Annotated in this window: 25 protein-coding genes; 10 read left to right on the top strand and 15 right to left on the bottom strand. The window is 37.7% G+C overall.

Annotation, left to right across the window (positions count from 1 at the left end):
* Positions 1–299: 299 nt before the first annotated feature.
* Entirely contained in the window at positions 300–1865 is a 1566-nt protein-coding gene (locus tag MHB42_RS01265; protein ID WP_340803950.1) for a sensor domain-containing diguanylate cyclase, read from the bottom strand.
* A gap of 548 nt (positions 1866–2413) precedes the next feature.
* Between MHB42_RS01265 and MHB42_RS01260 the strand changes: the two genes are divergently transcribed.
* On the top strand, positions 2414–3598 hold the full coding sequence (locus MHB42_RS01260) for a CaiB/BaiF CoA transferase family protein (RefSeq protein WP_340803949.1): 1185 nt from the start codon (positions 2414–2416) through the stop codon (positions 3596–3598).
* Positions 3599–3638: 40 nt separating this feature from the next.
* On the opposite strand, the gene MHB42_RS01255 is transcribed toward MHB42_RS01260, so the two are convergent.
* From MHB42_RS01255 to MHB42_RS01240, 4 genes are all read right to left on the bottom strand, one after another.
* Entirely contained in the window at positions 3639–5117 is a 1479-nt protein-coding gene (locus MHB42_RS01255) for a hypothetical protein (RefSeq protein ID WP_340803948.1), read from the bottom strand.
* A 164-nt stretch (positions 5118–5281) separates the two neighbouring features.
* The gene (locus MHB42_RS01250) at positions 5282–5836 is read right to left on the bottom strand and encodes an HPP family protein (protein WP_340803947.1); all 555 of its coding nucleotides are present in this window, start codon (positions 5834–5836) and stop codon (positions 5282–5284) included.
* A gap of 108 nt (positions 5837–5944) precedes the next feature.
* The gene (locus MHB42_RS01245) at positions 5945–7303 is read right to left on the bottom strand and encodes an acetamidase/formamidase family protein (RefSeq protein ID WP_340803945.1); all 1359 of its coding nucleotides are present in this window, start codon (positions 7301–7303) and stop codon (positions 5945–5947) included.
* A gap of 85 nt (positions 7304–7388) precedes the next feature.
* On the bottom strand, positions 7389–8003 hold the full coding sequence (locus MHB42_RS01240) for a PH domain-containing protein (protein ID WP_340803944.1): 615 nt from the start codon (positions 8001–8003) through the stop codon (positions 7389–7391).
* A gap of 212 nt (positions 8004–8215) precedes the next feature.
* Here MHB42_RS01240 and MHB42_RS01235 point away from each other — a divergent pair, with 212 nt between their 5' ends.
* From MHB42_RS01235 to MHB42_RS01225, 3 genes are read left to right on the top strand one after another with little or no spacing between them, the layout of a single operon-like run.
* Positions 8216–8938 (top strand): response regulator transcription factor, encoded by a 723-nt coding sequence (locus tag MHB42_RS01235; RefSeq protein WP_340803943.1) that lies wholly within the window; start codon positions 8216–8218, stop codon positions 8936–8938.
* A complete protein-coding gene (locus tag MHB42_RS01230) occupies positions 8935–10314 on the top strand; it encodes a sensor histidine kinase (protein ID WP_340803942.1) in 1380 nt (459 codons plus the stop codon). The genes MHB42_RS01235 and MHB42_RS01230 overlap by 4 nt, the downstream gene beginning before the upstream one ends.
* Before the next feature lie 29 nt (positions 10315–10343).
* A complete protein-coding gene (locus MHB42_RS01225) occupies positions 10344–11171 on the top strand; it encodes a hypothetical protein (RefSeq protein WP_340803940.1) in 828 nt (275 codons plus the stop codon).
* A 17-nt stretch (positions 11172–11188) separates the two neighbouring features.
* On the opposite strand, the gene MHB42_RS01220 is transcribed toward MHB42_RS01225, so the two are convergent.
* From MHB42_RS01220 to MHB42_RS01180, 9 genes are all read right to left on the bottom strand, one after another.
* Positions 11189–11419: a hypothetical protein gene (locus MHB42_RS01220; protein WP_340803939.1), complete on the bottom strand. Its 231-nt coding sequence runs from the start codon at positions 11417–11419 to the stop codon at positions 11189–11191.
* Between the two features lie 107 nt (positions 11420–11526).
* Entirely contained in the window at positions 11527–11934 is a 408-nt protein-coding gene (locus MHB42_RS01215) for a hypothetical protein (protein WP_340803938.1), read from the bottom strand.
* A gap of 122 nt (positions 11935–12056) precedes the next feature.
* Positions 12057–12416 carry a YxeA family protein gene (locus MHB42_RS01210; RefSeq protein WP_340803937.1) on the bottom strand — a complete coding sequence of 120 codons (360 nt, stop codon included), beginning with the start codon at positions 12414–12416 and terminating at the stop codon, positions 12057–12059.
* 1 nt (position 12417) lies between these two features.
* The gene (locus tag MHB42_RS01205; RefSeq protein WP_340803936.1) at positions 12418–14286 is read right to left on the bottom strand and encodes an ABC transporter permease; all 1869 of its coding nucleotides are present in this window, start codon (positions 14284–14286) and stop codon (positions 12418–12420) included.
* Positions 14273–15028: an ABC transporter ATP-binding protein gene (locus MHB42_RS01200; protein ID WP_340803935.1), complete on the bottom strand. Its 756-nt coding sequence runs from the start codon at positions 15026–15028 to the stop codon at positions 14273–14275. The genes MHB42_RS01205 and MHB42_RS01200 overlap by 14 nt, the downstream gene beginning before the upstream one ends.
* Before the next feature lie 186 nt (positions 15029–15214).
* The gene (locus MHB42_RS01195; protein ID WP_340808502.1) at positions 15215–15688 is read right to left on the bottom strand and encodes a glutathione peroxidase; all 474 of its coding nucleotides are present in this window, start codon (positions 15686–15688) and stop codon (positions 15215–15217) included.
* A gap of 10 nt (positions 15689–15698) precedes the next feature.
* A complete protein-coding gene (locus MHB42_RS01190; RefSeq protein ID WP_340803934.1) occupies positions 15699–17033 on the bottom strand; it encodes an FAD-dependent oxidoreductase in 1335 nt (444 codons plus the stop codon).
* 13 nt (positions 17034–17046) lie between these two features.
* On the bottom strand, positions 17047–18192 hold the full coding sequence (locus MHB42_RS01185) for a VanZ family protein (RefSeq protein ID WP_340803933.1): 1146 nt from the start codon (positions 18190–18192) through the stop codon (positions 17047–17049).
* A 154-nt stretch (positions 18193–18346) separates the two neighbouring features.
* Positions 18347–18634, bottom strand: coding sequence for a DUF6509 family protein (locus MHB42_RS01180; RefSeq protein ID WP_340803931.1), 288 nt, complete (start codon positions 18632–18634; stop codon positions 18347–18349).
* A gap of 140 nt (positions 18635–18774) precedes the next feature.
* On the opposite strand from MHB42_RS01180, the gene MHB42_RS01175 reads away from it, so the two are divergent.
* The 6 genes from MHB42_RS01175 to MHB42_RS01150 all read left to right on the top strand — a co-directional run bounded on the left by MHB42_RS01175 (position 18775) and on the right by MHB42_RS01150 (position 25336).
* Complete coding sequence (locus MHB42_RS01175; RefSeq protein ID WP_340803930.1) at positions 18775–19953, top strand: alanyl-tRNA editing protein; 1179 nt, start codon at positions 18775–18777, stop codon at positions 19951–19953.
* A 216-nt stretch (positions 19954–20169) separates the two neighbouring features.
* Entirely contained in the window at positions 20170–20919 is a 750-nt protein-coding gene (locus tag MHB42_RS01170) for a gluconate 2-dehydrogenase subunit 3 family protein (RefSeq protein WP_340803929.1), read from the top strand.
* Between the two features lie 12 nt (positions 20920–20931).
* Positions 20932–22644 carry a GMC family oxidoreductase gene (locus tag MHB42_RS01165; protein WP_340803928.1) on the top strand — a complete coding sequence of 571 codons (1713 nt, stop codon included), beginning with the start codon at positions 20932–20934 and terminating at the stop codon, positions 22642–22644.
* A gap of 25 nt (positions 22645–22669) precedes the next feature.
* A complete protein-coding gene (gene tatA, locus MHB42_RS01160) occupies positions 22670–22876 on the top strand; it encodes a twin-arginine translocase TatA/TatE family subunit (RefSeq protein ID WP_340803927.1) in 207 nt (68 codons plus the stop codon).
* 11 nt (positions 22877–22887) lie between these two features.
* A complete protein-coding gene (gene tatC, locus MHB42_RS01155) occupies positions 22888–23706 on the top strand; it encodes a twin-arginine translocase subunit TatC (protein WP_340803926.1) in 819 nt (272 codons plus the stop codon).
* Positions 23707–23986: 280 nt separating this feature from the next.
* Positions 23987–25336 (top strand): IS1182 family transposase, encoded by a 1350-nt coding sequence (locus tag MHB42_RS01150; RefSeq protein ID WP_340803925.1) that lies wholly within the window; start codon positions 23987–23989, stop codon positions 25334–25336.
* 153 nt (positions 25337–25489) lie between these two features.
* On the opposite strand, the gene MHB42_RS01145 is transcribed toward MHB42_RS01150, so the two are convergent.
* On the bottom strand, positions 25490–26305 hold the full coding sequence (locus MHB42_RS01145) for a metallophosphoesterase (protein WP_340803923.1): 816 nt from the start codon (positions 26303–26305) through the stop codon (positions 25490–25492).
* Between the last annotated feature and the right edge of the window lie 432 nt (positions 26306–26737).

Raw genomic sequence — 26737 nt, 5'->3', positions numbered from 1 at the left:
TAGATAAATACAAGAAAATCAAATAAAGTGTAAATTCAAATAAACACAATAAAAAAGCCAAGAAGCATCGGTGCTTCTTGGCTTTCACGATATATAGGCATACATCTCGCTACACTTGCTATGTTGTAAGGGAAAGGGGGATAACCTTACATACCGTCAAGTCGAGCATAAGGTGTTGCCTGAGTTACATATCATTTGAACATGGCTTAGAAGTCATATGGCGGATGACTCAAAAATAGCTTGCCCAAATGAGGTTTACATTAATCATTTACCCCAAAATTTAGAGAAATAAGCTTTTTTTACGATAAATTTTTTAGCTCAGCCACCTTTACTTGATTGCGTCCAGCCTGCTTTGCACGGTATAATGCACCATCAGCAGCCTCTAATAATGCCTCAGCTGTTTGAGCCATTTCTGGGTAAACAGCAACACCTGCGGATAATGTTACAGGTCTGCCACATGGGCTATCTGTTTGAGCTAATCTTATCCGTAGCTGCTCTGCTATTTGTTCTGCCTCCTGTGCTGTTGTTTTTGGCAGAAGTATTATAAATTCTTCACCACCATAGCGACAGCAAACATCTCCCTCACGTACTACTGATTCCATATGTTTCGCTAAAAATTGCAATACTTTATCACCTACTGCATGACCATATGTATCATTCACATTTTTAAAGTGGTCTAAATCCAGCAAAATAATGGCATGTGGTATTTTCTTTGCTAGCCACTCCGCAAGCAAGGCATCCATCGTACGCCGATTCGTAACACCTGTTAGTGGATCAATTGTCGACTGATCTTTAAAAAATGTAATCTGTCCCTGTAAAAAAGATAAGCTCCGTATTAGCACACTCTTTAAAAAATTAGCCTCGTAATACCAACCATTTACTGATTCTAATCTTTCTATATTTTTTGTATTTAAGCTTTCCTCTGTTAATGTCGCTAATTGCTGTAGTGGATTGGCAATACGCGCGGCTGCCCAAAGTACAATAATAATCGAAATAATCATAAGCGGTATAGATTTTACAATAAACTCCTCCACGCGATCAAATGAAGGAGCTAGTGCTACCTGTAAAGGTCTTTGAGAAACAACTCCCCAGCCTGCAGAGGTTACTGAGCTGTAGCCAGCAAGCATTTTTACGCCTTTTGTATTCTCTACTAGTTGTTCACCATTTTTTCCAGCCATTACAGCTTGCACTACTTTATTTTTTGTCACAACATCATTAATACGCGTTGGGTCTTGGTGATAGATGATGCGTCCATCCGCATCCACTACATATACATAAGAGCCATCCTTGCTGTAATGTTCTCCTAGTAATGTTTTAAAAACATTTGGTTCCTTTAAATAAATGGAGCCTGCTACCATACCTAAATACTCATTAGATTCTGAGAAAATAGGATAGGACATAAAAATAATGAGACGTCCTGTGATCGCCTCATAGGGTTTAGAAATAGTTGGTGACTTTTTTGCTAACGCTTCTTTAGCACCGACAGATGTTAACACCTCTCCCTTAATATCAACTGACGGTGGTGATATAGCCAATACAAGCCCCTCCGCATCTGTAATGACTACAGAGTTGAACATTTGATTTTGCAATTTTAATCGATCTGTTTCCTGATATAATACTTGTTCATCATCCATCCTTGTACTTATTTGTTTGGCACTATAACCCAGTATTTGAAAGGCTTCATTGAGATAGTCATCTGCGGTTGATGCCAATTTCTGAGCATAAACCCGATTTGTTTCAAGTGCATTTTCCTTTATCGAATCAACATTCATTCTATATCCGCTCCAAATACTTCCAATGCATGTGAAGAAGAATGCTGCTAGCGCTACCCCCATAATTAAATGCTTTAATTTCAACCGATGCATGCGTACTAATTACCTCCTGTATTATTTTTCAAATGTATCTTAACAAAATGTCATTTATAACAAATAAAAACTTATTATCAGAAAAGTTGGAATTCTCCAACATGTATAATAGTTTACTACAAAGTAACATGCAATATATCCTTAAAATTGTATCAACCAAAAGGTACAAATCATATGGACATTTGCTAAACATTCATTAAAATATTTTAGAAAAAACTTTATGATCATTCTTCTATTTAAAAGCACTCATACAACTGAATTTTCAAAAAAATGTTTTTTATTTATTTGAATTTTGCTAAGGTGTCTAAATTCTAAATTTTTCTACTCTTTTTGCTATTCTGATATATAAAATTTAGATTGTTTATTTTATAATAAAAAATAACATAGGCAAGTTACGCAGCAATCTGTTATAATACTGATTAAATAAAAACTAACTGTATTATTACAGATTTAGCGATACATTTTTATAACAATGCACATGATGGGAAAAGCGCTACGCTGTCATCCTATGGATAGTCTGTAGCCTACACAAAAAGGGGTTGAAAGATTTGGGTATTTTAAAGGGGTTAAAAATTCTCGATTTTTCTGCATTACTACCAGGACCAATGGCAACAATGATATTTGCTGATTTAGGAGCGGATGTTATTCATGTTGAATCTTCAAAGCGTGTTGATTTAATGCGTATTATGCCTCCCTATGATAATGATCATGAGGCGTATATCCATCAACACTTAAATCGATCCAAAAAATCCATTACTTTAAATTTAAAATCACCAGAAGCGATAGAAATTGTAAACTCGCTTGTACAAGAGTATGACATTATTATTGAAGGTTTTCGACCAGGAGTTATGCAACGACTAGGAATCGGCTATGAAGCACTAAAAGAAATCAATCCAAAAGTTATTTATTGTGCAATTACAGGCTATGGACAAACAGGTCCATATAGCCACCGACCGGGACATGATAATAATTATCTATCATTATCAGGATTGCTAGATTATTCACGTCATAAGGATAAAAAACCTGTTTCCATGGGGCTTCAGCTAGCAGATATTGCAGGTGGCACAATGCATGCTGCCATCGGTGTGCTCGCGGCTGCACTTCATCGTGAAAAAACAGGTGAAGGTCAATTTGTTGATATTAGTATGACGGATGCTGTTTTTTCATTAAATGCCATGTATGGGGCTGCCTATATTGGTGGTGGGCGTGTACCACAGCCTGAGCAAGAAATTTTAAATGGTGGCAGCTACTATGATTTTTACAAAACAAAGGATGGTCGCTTTTTCTCTGTTGGTAGCTTAGAGCCTCAATTTCGAAAGCTACTCTGTGAAGCACTTGATATTCCTGAGCTCATTGATAATACTTTTAATGATTCCTACTATACACAAATTCGTTTTAAAGAGGCCGTACAGGATGCATTCTTGTCCAAGACATATGATGAATGGCTAGAGGTTTTTAATGAGGACTTTGAAGGGTGTGTAGAGCCTGTCCTGACATTTCCAGAGGCATGTGAGCATCCACAGTTCAAGGCTAGGGAAATGATCATAGATATTCCAAAGCACGATGGAACAACGCAAAAACAAATTGCTTCTCCCTTTAAATTTAGTAGCGCACGTCCTGAATATAAACATGTTGGTGCTAAGCTTGGTGAACATAATGAAGAAGTGCTACATGCTTTAGGCTATAATGACGAGCAAATTAAAGCTTTAACAGAAAAGGGCGTTTTAGAATAACATAGCAAAGGGCTATCGAAAAATCACGATGGCCCTTTTGCTATTCAACATATGCACTAATAAATAAACGAAGATTTTCAAAGTGATCATCAATCAGCAAATATTTTTTATAAATTTCCATTAATTTTTCAAAAAGCTCAAAATGCTCCGTAACAAACAATATACGTAAAATATTTAGCATATGTAATGATGCGCTTTGTGCAACAGCATAATAGGGTGCTTCCTTGTGACGATAATGTTGCCGCCATTCCTCCACAGATAAGCCAATATGTTGTAGCGAGTTATTCACATGTAAAGCAATATCCTGCTGCACATATGCCTCGATGGTAATAAATTGCTCTTTACTATAATTTTTTTGTACTAATGAAGCATGAATTTTTTTATTGGATGCTAATACATGCTCCTTTAACAGCAGTAAGCCATCTTCATAACGTCCCATTTTTATATAATGATCAAGTAATACTGCATATAGATTTTCTAAATAATTAAGCTGATAATTTTTAATAATAGCAGGTGGAGTTGGCTTACGATTCGGCAACAGCTCCTTATACTCCAATAATATTTCTACCGCATAATTATTTAAGCGCTCATCCTCTAATAAATACTCACCATAGCGTATAACAGCCGCACTTTGCTGTTCTTTATTTGCAATATGCAATAAAATATAAGCAATTAATACCTTTTCCTTCTCCGTTAATGCATACATCGAGTAGCGCCAATCCATTTCAAAAGAAGTAATTAACGCTTTCACCCTATCAAAATCCCCTTCTGTTAAGCAATAATGGGTTACAATTTGATACAGTCGTAGCTGTTTTTTCACTAAACAAGAGGGATTATGCTTATCCACATAGGTTATACACTTATCCAGTATCACTTTATAGTTATTCACAAAGTTATCCACATGTTCACAATTTTCTTTAATAGATTGCTCAAAATGACCCATTATTTCATAAAGAAATGTGAATTGTTCTAAAGGTCTGTGGATAAGTAGTGAATAAACTTTTTTTGCAAAAAGCCAATGCCAGAACGGTGCATCTTCTTGGTACATCATATGCACTAAATATTTATCCTGAAATTTATATAAAAACATCGTTTGTAGTTCATTCACTGGCATCGTTATTTGCAGGCGTTTCCCAAAAATAAGCCAAATCACTCGTTCTAAATCTATAGTATGCTGGGCAAAAAGCTGCTCAAAAAATGTTTCTTTTCCTTTTTGTGTATAAAAAAATGCATTAAGTCGTTCATTCACAAATTTTGCATCAAAGCCATATTGCTCAAACAATAATTGCATTTCTGTGGATATACGACCCCAATATTTACGTGCTGTGGAAAAGGCAATATTTTTAGCAGCTTCTTCATTTACTAAAAATAGCTGCGGTGAGAGTGAATGACCTAATATTTGAGGATTTTCCTGTAGACTAGGCGTTTCCTTTAGCCATGTAGCAAGTAATTTTTCTGCACCCTTTTGACTACTTTGTTTATATGCCATGAATAATTGTTCATCACAGTCCAACAACATACAATTGGAGCCTCCCATCAAATTTAACCAATACAAATAATGTTTATCTTTCTTCAATATAACAAATCTTTTCTAACATATGCGAAAAAATTATGATATACATAAGTTGCAAACAGAAAAAATCCATCCATAAAGTTAAGCACTTTATAGATGGAAAAGCTTTATTACCAAAATAGTGGATATTTTCTTGTATCTCGCAAATTATTAATTAACAGCCCAAAAAGCACGATAATAACAGCACCAATCAGTACAGGCATAATAAGATAGCCCCAGCTATAGCCGCCTAAAATAATAATAATGGGATTAGCACCTGCTGGCGGATGAATTGTACCTAAAAATGCCATAAAAAATATCGTTAATCCAACACCAAGGCTGATGGACAGCATATTTGATCCTAGTAAAGAATACATCGATAAACCAATAAATGCAGAAATAACATGACCGCCAATAATATTGCGTGGCTGAGATAATGGTGCATTCCAAACAACGAAAACAAGCACACAGCTCCCACCAAGCGATGCCATTAGCCATGGTGCATTTGTATAATTTGTTAGCCATAATAAAACAAAAATACATATTAAGCCGCCTAGTGCTCCTGTAAAAGCATCAGCGAAGTTTGTACGCGAAGGAGCTTGTCCTCCCCCTCGCATTTTTGCAATAAAAGGCTTTATAGTATTCTTTTTCTCTAGCTTGTGTTGTACATGAATAGACTCTGCCATTTGTCACCAACCTTACTATAAACATTCAATTTTTAAACTATTATACCAACACAGCTAGAGAATTCAATGTGATTTTTAAAATTCAGATAAATTTACTATACTTTAATTTTAATCGTATTGCTTTTTCACTGTCTTTAATATACGAACCTTTTTCAATATTGCTTTTGGCACTTGTAATGTTGCTGTTACAACACCTGGATGACGACCGATTTCAATAGAGCCTGTAATAGTTGTACGATTTAATACTTCAGGCTCGCTCATATCGAATAGCTTAGCGGCTCGCTGGATTGCATTATCCGTTGCCTCATTTAGCGTCTTCCCTGAGCCTACCACAGATACAGGAAATGCCTCCTCAACCTGTTTTACGCCAAATTCCTCTGCTAGTTCACGTGCACGGCGTTTTTCTTCTTTTGTAAAAGGTCTTGCTGTATAAGGTAAATCTTCTTCATTAGGCAATAAAATTGGTCCTTCTAATGGCACCTTTTTCAAGACACTCACCTGTAGCTGCACAATCCCAGCTACATCTGTTGTATGCCCTGCAATCTCACCATCCCCCTGCATAGCATGCATATCACCAATATAAACACCACCGCCGGGAACCTTTACTGGACAAATAATAGTTGCCCCCTCGCGAACTCTACTAATATCCATATGTCCGTCTGTACGATGTTTATCCAATTCTTCTTGTGTAAAGGCATATTCGTGTGGTGCACCAATTAAAGACGAGCCAAAATCTCCTGCATTATGAGAATCAGGCATTGCCTTTGAAGGCGTTGTGCCAAGCTGACCTAAAAATGGGCGCATTCTTGCCATCACACCGACTAAATCGCTAGGTGCTAATGTAACAACAGGGTTTTGTACCGAATTTTCAGGTGTTCTCATATAACCTTTCGCATCAAGAGCAATGCGTCGTGCTCCCTCTCGCCCAACAGTCACGCCAATATGTCCCTTATGGTCGAGTGCCATTGTATAGCCATTTGTCATTTTAAACGGTGCTGTTTCTGTATCACATGTAGCACAGCGAATTGCCTGTCTTCCAATACCTTTAATAACTGTGCTTGGATGCAGCCTACCACAGCCTGGGCATTTTACAGAAACAAATGGATCACCAATAAATCGCTCTATGATTGCCTCATCATGACCAGATGAGGTTGCCAATGATGTTACCTGTATAGATTTAATGCTAATAACAATAGCATCTCCTACCTCAGCACCTTCTACAAAAACAGGTTTTGTCACCTCATGTCCACCACGAATAGTTGGTGTTAGCATAGGCCCCCAGCATCCAGGTGTTGTATTAGCAATGATGGTTCCTCCATTTTTCACAGGTCCTAGCATTTGTTGCGAGGGGTCTAAAATACCGTTAATAAACTCATTTACAAACAATGTTTCCACAGCTTGTGGCTGATGAACAGCATTATCACCTTCTAGTTCTTCTTTTTCTAGTACATGCCACTCACTTGTCATTTTTCTTCACACTCCCCGTTTGAATTTTTATGTATAGAGCTATATGTTAAAAATGCTCCCTACAATATGCAGAGAGCTATTTTCATTAATTATTTATATATAAATTAAAAATATGTGCGAAATCTTCTTTGTTGTATTTACTTTTATGGTCAATCATCCAATCATTTGCAAAGCGCGTAACTTCCTTGAACGATGATGCTGGTGTAATATTGTTATTGCCAATGCGCCCAAGAGATGAAGATGCGATATTTAGGCTTCTTTCTGCTACCTCTAGCTTATAGGCATTTTGCTTTTGCTCATAGCTGATTGCATGCAATGCTTTATATAAATCTTTAATTTCGTCAATAAAGCGTTTATGAATATCAATGGATAATGGCGTATTGCCTATTGTAAACTTAATTTCGACATCAAGATCAATTGTTCCTGCTGTTTCGAGAAAAACATCTGTAATTGTGTACATTGAATAATCATAGCGACGTAGTAAGCGCTTTTTGCTCATTGCGCTTTCACCATCTACATGAATAATGGCGCGATTTGTAAAGCAATACTCATCTGCTTTTGTTTTAATTAAAAAATAAATTTTCTCATCAATTTCATGCAAAATAAAATCATCTGCATCTGTTTTATCATAATCCTCTTTTGGAACAACTACTCCAATATCTGAAAGTCCAAGTGCTTCTGCTGCCATTTTTTTAAACATCTTCATTCCTCCTAATTCATGATTACTCTTTGTACGCTTTTATATCACTAAAAGTTTCCTTTCTCAAGAAATTTTTTGATGATTTTTGGCTCAATCCGTCACTTTTTGAGTTCTATCCACCACTTTAAGCTTTCTATCCGTCACTTTCACTCTTCTATCCACCGCTTTCCTCCATATTTCATTTATAATAATAAAAAAAGGAGTGTGCGCATATGCAAGAGCCAACTATTTTAATTGTAGAGGATGAGGCTGATTTAGCCAATCTGCTAAAAGTTAGTCTTCAAAAAGAAGGCTATCAACAAATTACTACAGCAGGCACTATACAGGATGCCTGGATAAGCTTTCAGCAAATAAAGCCTGATATTGTGCTGCTTGATGTGATGCTACCAGATGGTGAGGGCTATGATTTATGTAGACGAATTCGAGAGGTATCACATGTACCTGTGCTCTTTATGTCTGCTAAAGCGGAAGAAATTGATAAAATTGTAGGGCTAGCTATTGGTGGCGACGATTATATTACAAAGCCTTTTAGTCCTAAAGAGGTTGCCTACCGCGTTAAGGCACAATTACGAAGAGCTGGTTATCAAATGCAAGAAGCTGTGCCAAGTATTTCTGAGAAGGCACTTCAGGTTGGACCATTTCAGCTTAATGCCGATGCAACCGAGGTACAGAAGGATGGTATTTTATTGGAGTTAACAGCGAAGGAAATTGGCTTAATGGCATGTTTTATGCGCAATCCGAATCGCATTTTAAGTAAAGAAACACTATTTGAGCGTGTATGGGGCGAGGATTTTTTCGGTTCTGATAATACGGTAATGGTGCATATTCGACGTTTGCGCGAAAAAATTGAGCAGGATGCTTCAAAGCCTATATATATTACAACGGTTAAGGGGCTTGGCTATAAATTGGTTATACCGAAAGAGGCACAAGGATGAAATGGAAACTCACCGCTCGTTTTCTTCTATCCGTGCTTTCCATTGTTTTTATTGTTATTATCATTAACTCCATTATTTTTATAGGCTTTTTTATGCTTCAACAGCTTCATAATTATGAGGTGTCCTCCTATTCAGAGGAACAGTTTGTTCGTGATTTTCAGCAGTATATTGATAGTGACGCAGCAACCATTAATCAAGAAGGGCTTCAGGAATTGCATCAGCGAAATGCATGGATTCAATTGCTTGATAAAAATGGACAGGTGCTTGAAGACTATTTTGCACCAGATGATGCCCTTACGCACTACGCACCCATCGATATTATTCAAGTGTATAAATATAAAGAATTTGATGCGGAAACAACGGTTTATGTAGGAACAAAGGATGAACTAAGTTATCTTATTGGCATTAAGGGTAGTGGTATTTCTCGATTAATTATGCATATTTCTGGCTCGTCCACACTACAGTTTATTAGTAAATTTGGGCTTCTTATTATCATTGTCGATTTATTGATCGCAGCATTAGTAGGCTGGCTCTTTGGTCGTACATTAACAAAGCCACTGTATGCTATGATTGAACGTATTCATTACTTAAAAAATCATAAGTATACCCCTATTAAAATACCTAGTGGGGTCTATAAGCCTGTTTTTGATAATTTAGATGAAGTATCACAAGAATTAGCTATCCATGAGCAGGAGAGAAAAAGGCTAGAAATGATGCGTGAGGAATGGATTAGTAATGTATCACATGATATGAAAACACCACTCGCTTCCATTCGAGGCTATGCAGAACTCTTAAATGATAGTCCATTAACACCTAGTGAACAAGCCGAGTATACAAAAATTATTGAAAGACAAGCATTGCATATGCAGGAGTTATTGGATGATCTTAATTTAACAATGCGACTCAGACATCAACAGCTTCCACTAACATTTAATAAGGTCAATCTTGTACCATTTGTTCGTGAGATTGTTATTGATACTTTAAATTCACCACAATTTGAGCTGGCGAATATTGACTTTGAGGCCGCTTCTGACAATATCGAATATTATATTGACGAGCATTTTATGCGTCGAGCGATTATCAATTTTTTACACAATGCGCTGCTTCATAATACACCAGATGTAACTGTTCGAGTAATGGTTGACGAGGATTCGATTACAATTGCTGATACTGGGAAAGGAATTGCTGCTGGGGATTTGGAGCATATTTTTGAACGTTACTATCGAGGCACAAATACCGAGCAAACGGCTGGCACTGGCTTAGGCACAGCTATTGCTAGAGATATTATTGAGGCACATGGAGGAACAGTAACTATCACCTCCGAAGTACAAAAAGGGACAACTGTAAGCATTTATCTAAAAAAGGAACGGGCGTAGCAGAATTTATTGTATAGGGGGCAATTACGATGCTTGAATGGACAAGCGATGTGTGGAGCAAATTAATGGGACCATATGGTTCTGGGGCAGATGTACCTGCACTCTTACAGCAGTTGACGCAGGAGTACAGTCAAGAAATGGCTGATGAACTTTTTCAAGAATACTTGTTTCATCAAAACACCATTTACACGGTTACTTATGCTGCTGTTCCTTATTTAGTACACATTGCCCGTTCAACAAAAGATCTTAAAGTGCAATGTGAGCTATTTATTACATGCGGTATTATTGAAGCAAGCCGCGATCAAAATGATGCAGCTCCATTTCCTGCAACTTGGATGGACTTAGCTGAACAGATCGGAGCATCAACCTGTGCAGATATTTACAATGAATATCTAAAGGCTATACGTAAGATCGCATTACTAGAACCAGAAATACTTGCTTATGCAGCGCTTACTTTAGAGGATCATGTGGAAAAGCGCTACATCCTCAGTGCTAATGCTACCTATCAAGGATTATACAAAGTGGCAAATATGCTTATGACATTTACAATGGGAGATGAATACATTATTACCTGTCCAAAATGTAAACAGGAGATGTATTTATGGCCGAATGAGGATGATACATGCATACAGGCATTTACACAAGACCCTGTATTTAATGAGGAGCAAAAGATTCACACTATTATTCCCTCAACAAAATTTACAAATATAGAACAAAAAATATTGCTAGAGCAAGCAGAGGCGATTGGCGAAGATAAACTTATCCGCCATTTGCCCTATTTAGCAGGCAAGATTGACTGTCCTGCATGCTCTTCAACTATTCAGATTTGGCCTTCATTACTCACATTATTTGGGTAATGAAGGTTGGCATCATTCTAATTTATGGGTACATCTTTTTTAGTGATGTGGCTATAAAATTTCATGACTGGCACAATCATAATAGTAAGAATAGCCGCAGTTAAACTATACTTTACAATCCATGCAGCTTCATAAATATTCTCTGACCCTACTGGATCATAGAGTATCGTTAGCATAATTCCTTGAAGAAGGTCTGATACTACTAATAGTATCGCTATTCCTAGAAAAATTCCTATTATTCTTTTCATTCAATTTCCCCCCATATTTCAATATAACTACGAATAAGCAAGTGGAAGAGCTTCACTTTAAATGTCTGCTTGACTATGCCTTTGGATAATTTTATAGTCAACCGTTATTATCTTTGACTAAGTCCATATTCCATCCGTATATTTTCGCCACTTTGTAAAGAGGTGGCTTTAAATTCATAGGTTTTAGCAAAGAACCCAACAGAAGTAGAAATATGCCCTTGTTCCCCCGGTTGAAAAATCGCACCACTCTTTTCATCTATTGTAATTTTAATACCTGTCTTTCCCGTATTTTTAATCCAAAAGTTAAGCATTTCACCATTTCTTTTGGATACTCTATATTTATCGAAAAATTGGCTACCCGAATATGTACCTCTTGCAATATCTATGCCATGTAGCGTAATCATTTGATGGCTATTGTTAGATTGAGCAATAAAGTTTACAGAAACAGGAATGATAAGAATCGTTGCAATGCTTATTGTTAAAATAAATAGCAGTAGCTTGCTTTCCTTTTTCATCTTCATCCCCCCATTTTCAAATTACATTATCATGTATATTATAACAATATCTCCATATATAAATCACCAAATTTTTCTATCGAAAAAGGCAGAGATGGTGATCTCTACCTTAATACTGCCTGCTATTTTAGTTGCTCCTGCACCTTCACAGGTAATTCATTGAATTGGACTTCATCGTAGGAAGTGACCTCTGCCTCTTTTTTTACATAAAGCTGTAGGTAGGCATCCTGACGTAAGTTTTTTTGAGCTGAAAACTTTAATGTTTTCTCTTCTCCCTTATCGTTATAGGCAGGCAGCTCGTACCAATACGTTGTAAAAATTTCACCATTATCCGCCTTGTATTCCTCTGCCTCTCCATCTACTGTAATTTGAACATAGTATGCATCTTTATTTAAACGATTAAAATCTACCGTCATTAGTATAATTAAGCCTGCAATAAATAGCATCAGTAATGCACCGATTCCTAAAAATGCTTTTTTCATATTAATTCTCCTGCCTTACAATTTTGTAGAATGAACGTACTGTAAAGATATAATAAATAAAGTAAATGGCTGAATATGCAAGCATCCATAATAATACGGGCTTTGTAATATTCATATTGAACAATTGTGAAAATGCTATTAATGCAAAGGCACTATGCATAATACCAGCAATAAGCGGTGTACTAAAAATAACTGCTACCTGCCCTGCTACTGTTTTTAATCTTTGCTTACTATTCACACCTATTTTATTTAAAATGGCATATTTCGCCCGATCTTCCTCTGCTTCCGTTAAAATTTTAAAATAAATAATACTGCCAGTTGCTGCTAGGAATACTAGCCCTAAAAAGCTTCCTACAAATAATAATGCGCCAACTGTAGCCAAGCTGTCCTGATAGCTTTGTGGCACACTAGAAAAACCTTCTTGCTGCTCACTTGATAATTGCTTGTAAATGTCCTGTGAAGTTTCCTGCTGCTGTAAATCATTGTCCATGCCAACAACTTGCATTGTCACAGCTTCCGCATTAGTAGCAGCAAAGTCCTGATCATTTACAACGAGTACAGTGCCTGCTGGTATAAAGTTTAGGACACTTTCTGTCAGCATTTTATCGACATAGAAGGACTCTCCATTCGCCAACTTAAAGTTCTCACCTGTGAAATCATATGAAAAACGTTCGTCAAAGGTTGCATCAAGTAGGACAGTTGAGCCAGTAGCAATGTGTAGCTCTTGATCCTTTCCTTGTAATTGCGCTAAACGGTTATAGTCAGTTTCATTCAGTAATGTATACTCAAATAATGCGAATTCATTATCAACACGTAAATTTTTTACAGTTAGTGATTCATGATACATAACATTTTCTTGAGAAAATTCTACTGTATCGCCTTTCCACATAAAGGTATTTGGTAGCATTTGGCGTACTGACACTTCAGCATTGTAGTACATACCAAAGACACCACCACCTGCTGTAATCGTTGTAGCACTTAAAATAGCGATAATTGACAATGATTTTGCATTTGCTCTAATGCGATACAGGAGCTGCGAAACTCCTATTAAATTTAAGCCCCTCCAAGACCATGACGTTGCATTCTTCAAGGCTGTTAATATAAACACACTAACACTATGGAATAAAAGATAGGTTCCTACAATTGTTATGCCAATTACTAACATCGGTGTGCCTAGGAAGGTGAAAAATTTCCAAATTCCACTTGAAAAGATATCAGAGGCAGATGTATAGTAGGCAAATGCTATAAGCGCCGCTCCCAGAAGTGCAGCTATCAAAGATGCACGAGGGATTTGCTCCCCTTGCTTTTCTGCATGAAATAAATCAATAAGCTTAAATTGATAAATAACACGATATCCTTGTAACGATGTTAATAAAAAAAGCAGTGCGAAAATACTTGCTGTATTCATAAGGGCATCCATTGAAAATGTTAGACTTCCAACAATTTCATAGCCCATTAAGCGCACTAAAATCATTAATAAGCCTTGCGATAAAAAGAAACCTAAAACAATACCAAATACTAAAGAAACAAGCCCAATTACTAAATTCTCAAAAAAGAGCATTAAGCCAATTTTCTGCTTGCGCACGCCTAGTAAAGAATATAGCGCTACTTCCTTTTTTCGCTTTTTCATAAAAAATGAATTTGAATAAGCCATAAAAATGACAATAAAGAATAAGAGCACAATGGATGAAGCGCCCATCAATCCTTTAATTTGCTGTGAGGATTGCTTTAACGCTGCAAGGTCATCGTTATATTTTAGTGTGACAAATGTAAAGTAAATAACGATGCTAAATACCATTGAGGCAATATATAAAAAGTAATTCGATAAATTACGCTGAATATTTTTACGCGCTAAACTAAATAACGTCATTTACTCCACCTCCGATGCTAGCTAGCACCTGTAAGATTTCCTGGAAAAATTGCTTTCTTGTTAAAGTGCCACGATGAATTTCCTTCGAAAGCTCTCCATCCTGAATAAATAGTATGCGCTGACAGAAGCTAGCCGCGAAAGCATCATGGGTAACCATCATAATGGTTGCTCTCTGGGAGCTGTTTAAATCACTTAAGCTTTCTAGTAAATCTGTTGCCGATTTCGAATCAAGCGCACCAGTAGGTTCATCAGCAAAAATTAATTTTGGCTCCGTAACAAGCGCTCGTGATGAGGCTGTCCGCTGCTTTTGTCCCCCTGAAATTTGGTAGGGGTATTTATCAAGTAAGTCACTAATGCCAAATAATGAAGCAATTTGCTCCACCCTTGCGTTAATATCCTTTGTTGGCATCTTTGCAATGGCTAGTGGTAACACAATATTTTCTCGTACTGTTAATGAATCAAGCAGATTGTAGTCCTGAAAAATAAATCCTAAATTATCACGTCGGAAATCTGCTAATTGTGCATCCTTCATCTGTGCTAGGTTTGTCTGATCAATAATAATCTCACCTGTTGTTGGCGTATCAATTGTAGCTAATACATTGAGAAGCGTAGATTTCCCAGCCCCAGAAGGACCCATTACACCAACGAACTCTCCTTTTGCTACTTCAAATGAGATATTTGATAGCGCAGTAAATTTTCCGTAAGTTTTTTCAACGTTTTGTACCTTTAATAATGGCTTCATATACGCTCACCTCTTCTTTCTGACTTTAGTATACGAGCCCAAACTTACAGCAAATTTGTCACAAGCTTACATTAACCTTAAATCATCTGTTATTGACCAAACTTCGCATTTTATGGACCAACTTTTAAGATTTGTTAACCAAAAAAAGACTCATACACAAAACTGTGCATGAATCCTTCTAATTTATTATGCTAAAACTTGTTTAATATCATCCTCAAAGCTACTCGGTTTATCCTTTGATGCGTAGCGTCCAACTACCTCACCATCACAATTCACAAGAAATTTTGTAAAGTTCCATTTAATGCTATTGCCTAAAAAGCCTTTAGAATGTGCTGTAAGATAGTCAAAAAGAGGATGTGCCTCCTTGCCGTTTACATCAACAATATCATGCATTGGAAATGTAACACCATATGTTCTTCGACATTGTGTTGCCGCCTCCTCAGCAGTTGCTAGCTCCTGTTTAAACTGATTGGATGGAAATCCTAGCACAACAAGACCTTGCTCCTGATATTGCTTGTAAAGCTCCTCCAACTCCTTAAATTGCGGTGTAAAGCCACATTTAGAAGCTGTATTTACAATTAGCATGGCTTGTCCTTTATAACGCTCTAAGCTGTAAACCGTACCATCCTCTAACGTTACTTGTATATCGTAAATGCTCATTGTTACCTCCTTAATTACGTCCATTTAGTCTTGCTAGTTGCTGTAATGGGTCCCATACACCATTGAATGGCGGTGCATAGGCTAAATCTAAGTCCAATAAATCAGGTAATGTCATTTTACTATATAAGGCAGTAGCAAAAACATCGATACGTTTATCAACACCTGCTGGTCCAACAATTTGCGCCCCTAATAGTAGCTGATCGCGCTTGCGTACAATAACTTTCATATAGATACGCTGTGCGCCTGGATAATAACCTGCAATATGACGTGCTGATAATTTATGTGCTTCGTAATCAAAGCCAAGCTCTTTTGCCTTGCGTTCATTTATACCTGTTGTAGCAATTGTTAAATTAAAAAACTTTAAAATAGATGTGCCAGCAATTCCTCTAAATGGCGCAAATTTGCCAGACATATTCAAGCCTGCTAGACGACCTTGCTTATTAGCGGTTGTTCCCAAAGGCACATAGTCTAAACGTTCTTTTACAATATTAAAATGTGTAGCACAATCGCCTGCTGCATAAATATTTTCAATGGATGTTTCTAAATGACGATTAACAATAATAGCGCCATTTTTAGCAAGTGCTATATCTGTATCCTGTAAAAACTTTGTATTTGGACGAATACCTGACGCAACAATTACTAAATCTGTGCTAAATACACCGTTATCTGTAATAACACGTTCAACTCGTTGACCACCTTCAAAGGCTTCGACACTTGTATTAACAAGCAGCTCTACATCATGCTTTTTTGCTTCCTCATGCACATGCTGTGCAAGCTCCTCATCCAAAATTCTTGCCACATGGCTTCCTCGTTGAATAAGTCTTACCTTTTTTCCACAAGCATGAATGGTTTCTGCCATTTCCAACCCAATATAGCCACCACCTATAATGGTTACCTGCTCAATAGTAGGCGTTAAATCCGCCAGCAAATCCTCAAGCTGAGGAATTGTTTTCACTGTATGAATACCCTCTAAATCTATTCCCCTTTTAATAGGTATTACTGGGTCTGCCCCTGTTGCAATTAGGAGCTTATCGTAAGGGATTTCAAAGGATTCTCCTGTTGCCTTAGTACCTGTAACAAGCTGCTTATCACTATCTACATGCTCTACCTCATAGCCAACTCGCGCATCAATGCCGTACTTATCACGAAAAGTTTCGACATCTCTAGCAATTAGGCGTTTGGTTGATGAAATACGTCCATCCACCACATAGGGCAACCCACATTGCCCATACGAATAAATAAAGCCACGTTCTAAAGTCGTTATAGCTGCTTCTGGTACATTACGATAGATTTCCATTGCCGCAGACATCCCTGCAGCATCTCCTCCAATGATGACGTATTTCATGCTACAAACCCCCTTATTTTTTCCTTGTTGCGATTAAATCTGCATATTGATCCACGTAGAAACGACGCTTTCCTCCACTGACAATCACACGTATAACATGAATTATGATAATAATTGTCAGAGTCAGCTTTGCCAAAAACGCTAATAGAGAAAAAGCAATTTGTAAAATATAGAATGGCGAATCCATATTTAATTGAATACTGCCAATCGTTGTAATTGCCTCTACTAAACATGTCGTGGCAATAATAGCTATACAGCGACGCCATGATTGTCGTCTTACACTTTTACCATTTTTATTGACCATGGTAAAACGCATAAACTTCATACCTAATGTAGCACCATTCATCACACTTGGCACACATCCAAAGAACAGCATGTATAAAATAATTTTCACTAGCAATTCGAATATACCACTATACCCTGTAAATGCTCCAATAATCAGCCAGATAATATGTGCTAGCAATAAATCAATCACCAATGCCAGCAAAATAGAAAGTGGCTTCACAACATTATTTTTTTCTATTTCGGCAGCCTTTGCCTCCACATCCTGATGTGAAGGGAATAGTGCCCAGACAATAGGGGCTAGCAAGAAGCCTATTAGTGCGCCTACACTGTTTAAGAATAAATCATCAACATCAAAAATACGGTACGCACAATTAAAAATGCCATAAATACCTGTTCCCTGTGTTACCTCATAAAACAATGTTAACAAAAAGCTTAATAGCAAGGCTCGCTTCCAGTATTTTCTTTCCTGTAGAAAATACCGTAAATAAACGCCAAATGGCATCAATAGTAAGAAATTAAAAAAAGCTTGGAAAAAGGCTTGCTGTTTTGTAAGGGCAAGCCATGTGGATGGATTTGTTATCACCACTCCACTATCCTTTAAAATATCATCAATAAATTGAAAAGGTCGTAAGTTTGCATGAACCGTATCTGCTGACTGGAGTGAGCAAGTATCTCTTGTAGATGGGAATGGTAATAATACTAAGCAAAGCGCGGATAAAAAATAAAAAATAAAGGAAAACATAATAATGGTTTTCGATACAGATAAATAGCCATATTTGCGATACGTATAAATAAGCCATGGTACAAAAAGAATAAATGATAAAATAATCGTTATAAAAAATGCCGTAAAAATAGATTGTGTGTACGTGAACATTTTAACACCTCTTTATATAAATTCCCCATTTTTATAAATGCTAAAACTTAGTTTAATGCTCCAACACTACATAAATATTTCGTCAAGCTTACATAATCCTTAATTCCAACAAAAAGAGCGTATCCCCATATAACTTGAAGACACGCCCTGCTCTTTATGCTTTAGCTATTTCCTCTTTACAGAATGCTAAAATTTCTTCTAGTTCATCATCCTCTAGTGCTAAATCTAAATATTCACCCTCTGCCTTTTCCATCACAAAGTAATTTAAAATAAATGGCTCCGCATCCTTTTCAGCAATTAGCACACGAACCTCTATGCCTGCCTCATGGTAAAGCTCATCTTCCTCGTCAACTTCTACATCCAAAATAAATTCAAAACGTTTACCTTCAATAATATTTGTTGGGTCTAAAATTTCTTCCATTGAAAATTGTGTAATCTCCATTCTACTAACTCCTTTATCTTTAGCTGTTCCTTTTTATATTAAATCAATTTCAGCATGGGTCAACTAGAAAAGCCATATACACCTGCAAATAATTATGCAACAATAAAACGGCAGTTATTTAATATAAAGGGGGCTTTTTCTTGAAGGAGCTACTATATTACCAAGATGTGATGCTACGTGAATTTGATGCGAGCATTGTTCGTACAGGAATAGATGAGGCTAATCGTTATTATGTTGTATTATCAAATACAGCATTCTATCCTACTGGAGGAGGTCAGCCACATGATACAGGCACTTTAAACAATGTACCAGTAATAGATGTTGAAAAAATAGACGATGAAATTCGTCATTATATGCAAGGTAAGCTAACTGCTTTAGATGGTGTTGTACATGGAAAGTTAGATTGGACAAGACGCTTTGACCATATGCAGCAGCATGCAGGACAGCATATTTTAACGGCTGCCTTTGTTGAGCTATTCAGCGCACAAACGGTCGCCTTTCATCTAGGAAGTGAGCATGTCACTATTGATATTGCAATAGATGCGGTGACAGAGCAGCAATTGGCAGAAGCTGAAGCAAGAGCAAACGCTATTATTTTAGAAAATCGTCCAATTGAAACAGTATGGGTGACAGAAAAGGAACTTACCACCTATCAGCTTCGAAAGGAAGTAGCTGTATTAGGAGATATTCGATTGGTGATTATCCCTGATTTTGATTACAACGGCTGTGGAGGAACCCATCCAACTTCTACAGGACAGGTTAGTGCTCTTAAAATTCTTGGCACTGAAAAAATGAAAGGCAATGTCCGTATTTCCTTTGTATGTGGACAGCGCGTTTTACATGAGCTTGCTATGCGAAAAAAAGTATTAGCTGATGTTGCACGCCAATTAAGCGTGCCTGAAATTGAAGCGGCAACAGCGCTAACTAAAATACTGACTGCCCAAAAGCATACCGAAAAAGCGCTGGCAACAGCTAAAGAATCGCTGCTACAATACGAAGCACAAGCACTTATTGAACAAAATACTACTGTTGTAGCGGCTGCCTTTCATCAGCGGACAATGCAGGAGCTGCAAAAAATTGCCCGTACGATTGTAACTCAGCAAGCAGATAGCACCGTCCTGCTCGTTTCACAAAATGACAGCAAGCTACAATTTGTAGCAGCTAAAGGTAAAAATGTAACACAAAGCATGAAGGTTATTGCTGAAAAGATACTACCACTTATCAATGGTAAAGGCGGTGGAAACGACCAGATGATACAAGGTGGCGGTGACTGTACAATGACTAAAGAACAATTATTAGAAGCTATGCAAAATGCTTAATTTACACTAGAAAGAAGCTGCTCACTAAAGCAGCTTCTTTTTCAGGTTCCCCCTTTCATAGGCTGTAGCTTTACGTTATTTCCTCTTTTTTCTACATAAAATCACAAACTTTCCACTGAAATGAATACTTTTCCAACAAAAATTGATTATAATTCGCATTTTTTGCTGATGATGAAAGATAGAAGTAACTTCAACTATTTTGAGGGGAGAATTTCTATGAGTACAGATAACAATAATGTTTCGCGTCGAGATTTTTTAAAAACAACAGGTATTGCCGCTGGTACATTAGTCGGTGGTGGATTAATAGGTGGGCTAGTAGGCTATAACATCAATGGTAAAGGAACTTCTACTTTAGAGCATGGTGAACATGGTACAACAAATGAAGCTACCGGCTCTCCAAAGGCTAAGATGTTTTTTAGAAATGAACGAGATTTTAGCATCTTATCCAATGCGACAGAACGCATTTTTCCAGAGGATGATTTAGGGCCGGGTGCTATTGGGTTGGATGTTCCCTACTTTATTGATCATCAGCTAGCAGGACAGTATGGCAGTAACTCTAAAGAGTATATGCAAGGTCCCTTTGATGTGGGGGCCCCTACACAAGGCTATCAAAGTCGCTTAACACGAGCAGAAATTTTTAGACAGGGCATTCAAAAAATGGAGGATGAAGCTCAAAAGCGTTATCAAAAAAGCTTTAATGATTTAGAGGGCAAACAAATGGATGAAATTTTAACAGCCTTTCAAAAGGGAGAGGTAGAAATGGTTGGCGTAACATCTGCATTTTTCTTTGTGTTATTACGTGCAGCTACTTTAGAAGGTGCATATGCTGACCCTATGTATGGTGGCAATCGCAATATGGATGGCTGGCGTATGAAGGAATTTCCTGGCCATCAAATGGCTTATATTACACAAATTGAGGATCCAAAATTTCAAAAAATTGAGCCTAATTCATTAGGCAATCACTAAGGAGGTTAGAATATGGCTAAAACATTACCAAGTGTAGATGTTGTAACAGTTGGTGTAGGCTGGACAGGCGGTATTATTGCTGCTGAATGTGCCAAAGCAGGTCTAAAGGTTGTTGGCTTAGAGCGAGGGCAAAAGCGTGGCACTGAGGATTATTTAAATGTTCATGATGAATACCGCTATGCGATTCGCTATGATTTAATGCAAAATCTATCCAAGGAAACGGTCAGCTTTCGTAATGACCGCAATATGAAGGCATTGCCAATGCGTCAGCTAGGTTCCTTCTTACTCGGTGAAGGTCTAGGTGGCTCAGGAACACACTGGAATGGGATGACTTACCGCTTTTTGCCCTATGATTTTCAAATTAAAACATTAACAGAGAAACGCTATGGGCCAAATAAGCTTGGACCAGATTATCTCCTTCAAGACTGGGGGCTAACATACGATCAACTTGAACCTTATTTTGATAAGTTCGAGAAAACGGCTGGTATTTCAGGCGATGATAAAAATTCATTTGCTGGCAAGCGATCAAATCCATATCCAACACCGCCAATGAAAAAAACGCCAATGCTTGCACAGTTTGAGAAGGCTGCTAAAAACTTAAAGCTTACGCCATATATGGTTCCATCTGCCAATGTATCAGAGGTTTATAAAAATCCTGATGGTGAAACGATTAATGCTTGTCAATATTGTGGGTTCTGTGAGCGTTTTGGCTGTGAATATGGTGCAAAATCTTCTGCAGAAATTACGGTTGTCCCTACTGCATTAAAGACAGGTAATTTTGATTTACGTTTTAATTCCAATGTTGTAGAAATTTTAAAGCAAGGTAATAAGGTGACTGGTGTTCGATATATTGATACCGTATCAGGTGAGGAATTTATTCAACCTGCTAATGTTGTGGTGTTGACGAGCTATGTCTTTAACAATGCTAAGTTGTTAATGGTTTCGAATATCGGTGAAAGATATGATCCTACTACTGGTAAAGGCACACTTGGCAAAAATTATTGCTATCAAATCTTGCCTGGTGCTGCTGGATTCTTCGATGAGCAATACAATACATTTATGGGCGCTGGCTCTTTAGGTATGTGTATAGATGATTATAATGGCGATAATTTTGACCATAGTGAATTAGATTTTATTCATGGAGGAAATATTGCGTTAACACAAACGGGTACTCGACCAATCGGCTCAAATCCAACACCTCCAGATACACCTACTTGGGGACCAGAATTTAAAAAGCAATCGATTTATTACTATACACGTTCATTCGGGATTGGTGCGCAAGGTGCATGTATGCCTCATAAGGAGAACTATTTATCACTAGACCCTGTTTATAAAGACGCTTACGGCTTGCCATTGGTGCAGCTCACATATAACTTTACAGCCCAAGATCGCGCACTTCATAAATATATTTCTGCACGAGCGGCAGAGATTATGAAGGAAATGGGTGCAAAAACAGTTGTACCAAATGCTGAGATTACGGATTACAACATTGTACCTTACCAAACAACCCATAATACAGGGGGCACTGTGATGAGCTTAACCCCAGAAGAGGGTGTTGTAAATAACTATCTACAGCATTGGGATGTTGATAATCTTTTTGCAGTAAGTGCTGGAAACTTTGCGCATAATAGCGGGTACAATCCAACAGGTACTTTAGGTGCACTCGCTTATCGTTGTGCAGAGGGCATTATTAAATATAGTCAATCAGGCGGTTCCTTAGTATAAAAATTTTTAAAAGGAGGCAAGACATATGGGAGGCCTTGGAGCAATTGGTGTACCTGGATTAATCATTATTTTGGTAATTGTTTTAATTGTTTTTGGTCCTAAAAAATTACCGGAAATCGGTGGCGCAGTTGGCAAAACCTTTGCAGAATTTAAAAAGTCTACTAAAGGGCTTATGGATGACGAGGACGATGATTCGGTGAAAAAGATTGACAAAAAATCGGATGCTTCGTAGGAGGTTTGCCGATGGACCCATACGAAGATGGACACAGAAAATATTTAAGCCCTCTTGATAAGCAGGAGGCTGAATTTGTGGAAGTGCCAACGGAGATGATGGAACAGGAAGCAGAGGAGCCCCTGCTTCCTGTAAACTCCTTATTGGAGCACCTTTCAGAGCTACGCAAGCAAATTATCAAAGGGCTTACCGTATTTATATTATTTTTTATTGTAGTTTTTTCAACCATTAATGTTTGGTTTCCTTTTATTACACGAGGTCATTCGCTTGTAATTTTAGGTCCGCTGGAGGTTGTAAAGTTTTATATGACCATTTCTACTACTTTAGCATTTGGGCTTGCACTGCCATTTCTTGTACATTTTTTATGGAGCTTTGTAAAGCCCGGCTTAAAGGAAGAAGAAAGTCGGTTTTTAGGCTTCTATGCGCCGATTATGCTCGTGCTTTTTTTGGGAGGAATTCTTTTCGGCTACTTCATCGTCAATCCGCTGAGTTATTCCTTTTTAGTAAGCATTGGAGCAGCTAATTTTAATGTGATGGTATCTGCCAGTGAATATATGCATTTTTTAATAATGACTACCGTGCCGCTCGGCTTACTGTTTGAGCTACCGATTGTTGCCCTATTTTTATCTGCAATTGGTGCACTCACTGCTGAATCGATGAAAAAAATACGGGGCTGGTCTTATATTGCAATGGGAGTAGGCTCTGCCCTTATTACACCACCTGATTTTATCAGTCAACTACTTGTCTTAATACCGATGATTCTTTTATATGAAATAAGTATCTATCTTGTGAAGCGAACTGAGCGTAAAGAAAAAGTAAGCACTGCGTAGATTTTACGCGGTGCTCAGACTGTAGACAAACTCAATGAATTTTGAGTTTGCCTACAGTCTTTTTTCTTTTACAATAAAATAAAGTAAAGCCGTTGATTTCCACTACGGGCGGACGCTTTCCGCGGGCGGGGTCGAGCTGCTTCCCTCGCTTCGCTCAGTCCAGGATCTCGACTTTCCCGCTTTTCCCGCAGGAGTCGCCACCCTTCGTTCCAATCAACTTCTACATAAAGAATTCCTTATTCATCTATTGATAAAAAGTACACTTTCGAGGTGATCAACCATGATGACAAAAAATCAAATCAATGAACGTGAACAATTAGAAATGCTAACGATTGATCAATTAGTTCCCCAAGATCATTTAGTGCGAAAACTAGAGGCGGCTATTGATTTTTCATTTATCTATCCTTTAGTAGAAAATCTCTACTCTGCTAAAGGACGCCCTAGTATTGATCCTGTTGTTCTCTTTAAAATGACGTTTATTCAGTACGTTTTTGGTATACGGTCCATGCGTCAAACCATCAAAGAAATTGAAACGAATATGGCGTATCGTTGGTTTTTAGGATTTGGCTTCCATACAGAAGTCCCGCATTTCTCTACCTTCGGTAAAAATTATGTCCGTCGCTTTCAAGACACTGATATATTTGAGCAGATATTCTATCGTATATTAAAAGAGATTATGCATCAAGGACTCCTCCATGCAGACCATTTATTTATCGATTCTACGCATGTGAAAGCGAGTGCGAATAAACGGAAGTATGATAAAAAGGTTGTACGAAAAGAAACACGGGCTTATGAAGAAAAACTTCAATTAGAGTTAAATATGGATCGTGAAGAACACGGAAAAAAGCCCTTTCCCCCGGAGAAGTTTGAAAAGGAAGAATGGAAAGAAATAAAGGAAAGCACGACAGATCCTGAAAGTGGGTATTACGTGAAGGATGAACGTACGAAGCAGTTTGCGTATTCCTTTCATGCAGCGACAGATGAAAAGGGCTTTGTCTTAGGTGCCATTGTGACTCCGGGAAATGTGCACGATAGCCATGTATTGCAGCCACTTGTTGAAAGAGTCATTCAAAACGTTCAAAAACCAATCGCTGTTGCGGCAGATGCAGCCTATAAAACACCAGCGATTACGAACTTTTTATTAGAGAATCAAATGTTGCCTGTTCTTCCGTATACACGACCTAAAACGAAAGATGGATTCTTCCGAAAGCATGAGTATATATATGACGAGCATTATAATTGTTATCTTTGCCCACAAGGGCAGATATTGAAGTATGCAACAACGACGAAAGGAGGATATCGGCAATATAAATCGAATCCTTTGATTTGTGCGAAGTGTCCAAACCTTTCCCAATGTACAGAAAGTAAGCATCATCAAAAACTCATTCAACGCCATATCTGGGAGTCATATGTGGAGGAAGCTGAACATTTACGCCATTCCTATGACATCAAACAAATTTATGCAAAGCGCAAAGAAACGATTGAGCGTGTCTTTGCCGATGCAAAAGAAAAGCATGGTATGCGATGGACAACCTTAAGAGGTCTGAAAAAATTGTCCATGCAGGCGATGCTTACTTTTGCTGCCATTAATTTAAAGAAACTGGCTACTTGGACGTGGCAAGTAGCTTAAGAGAGCAACTATGCTCGAAGAGTATGCTAGATTTGGTTGTATATAACCAAATCTATAAAAGAAATAGGAAGAAAAATGACAAAAGCCATCGAGAGTGAACCTCTCGATGGCTTTTGTCTACAGTCTGAGCACTGCGTAGATTTTACGCGGTGCTTACTTTTTCTTTAAATCCATTACAATAATTTCTGGTAAATTAAAAATGCGATAAGGCACTGAGCTATTCCCTAACCCGCGACTAACAACCATCTTTGTCCTACCTTCTTCATAGACGCCAGCCGTATATTTTGGAAATAGCCCCTGCCCTGGGGCAACAAGTCCACCAAGCCCTGGAATACGGACTTGCCCACCATGCGCATGTCCAGAAAACACTAAATCTATGCCATTATTTACATACGTACGAAACATTTCAGGCCGATGCGCTAACAATAGCTTTAACATATCATCTGGTAAATATGTGGTAGCTATCTCCAGCATCTCTTCTGTTGATGTTCCCATTAACGGATCTTCAATGCCAACAATCGCCAAACGCTCCCCGTTGCGTTCTAATACGGTCGATTCGTTGGGCATTATATGTACCCCTAACGATGATAGCGTCTCATAAATTTCACTCACCTTATTTGTCGCTACTTCATGGTTGCCTAGTACATAATAAACATCCGCTATTTCCACTAGTCCTTTTACTGCCTGTAAACTTTGCTGTAAATCGTAGCGATTGCTATCTATCACATCTCCTGTGATAAAAATATAGTCAGGATTTGTAGCCTGAACCTTAGCAATCAGTTTCTGCTGATTGTCACCAAAGAGGGCATCATGTAAATCCGACACCTGTACAATGCGTAGCCCATCAAAGCTAGCAGGCACTTTTTCTGACTCGAATACATGCTTACTTACGACTAGCCAGTGATTGTTTACGTACAAAAAAATGACTATAAAAACAATAAAAAATACAATATATAATAATTTTTTCAATCGCAATCGCTCACTTTGTAGCTACTTTTCAGAATCAAATCCGACTCCCCTATTATAAGCAAAAAACAGTGTGATTGTCAGTATATACACTTTAAATGCATAAAATGCACATAGCCCCTATCATTAATTTTAGTTAAATTCCCCTATAATATACCATTGGTAGAATGATCTACTTATGTATACATTCATCATTTTAAGTTAAAACACCCCATGATTGAGAGAACAAGGTGTAAAAGTTATTGCTGAATGTTAGAGATGTATCCGAATCCACTAAATTAATAGGATAAATAATTCAATTAGAGTGATATCCCCTAAACTGTATAAGCTTATTTAGGCAGAGGAAAGTATGGGACACACAGGCACTAAAGGTTTATATTGGAAATTTATAAAAAGCGGAATCTACTACTAACCATAGAACTAAAGCTGCAACAG

This window comes from Lysinibacillus sp. FSL K6-0232 (assembly GCF_038008325.1).
Lineage (GTDB): Bacteria > Bacillota > Bacilli > Bacillales_A > Planococcaceae > Lysinibacillus.
Note: the sequence above shows the minus strand (reverse complement) of the source record. Positions and strands in the feature narration are given on the sequence as shown.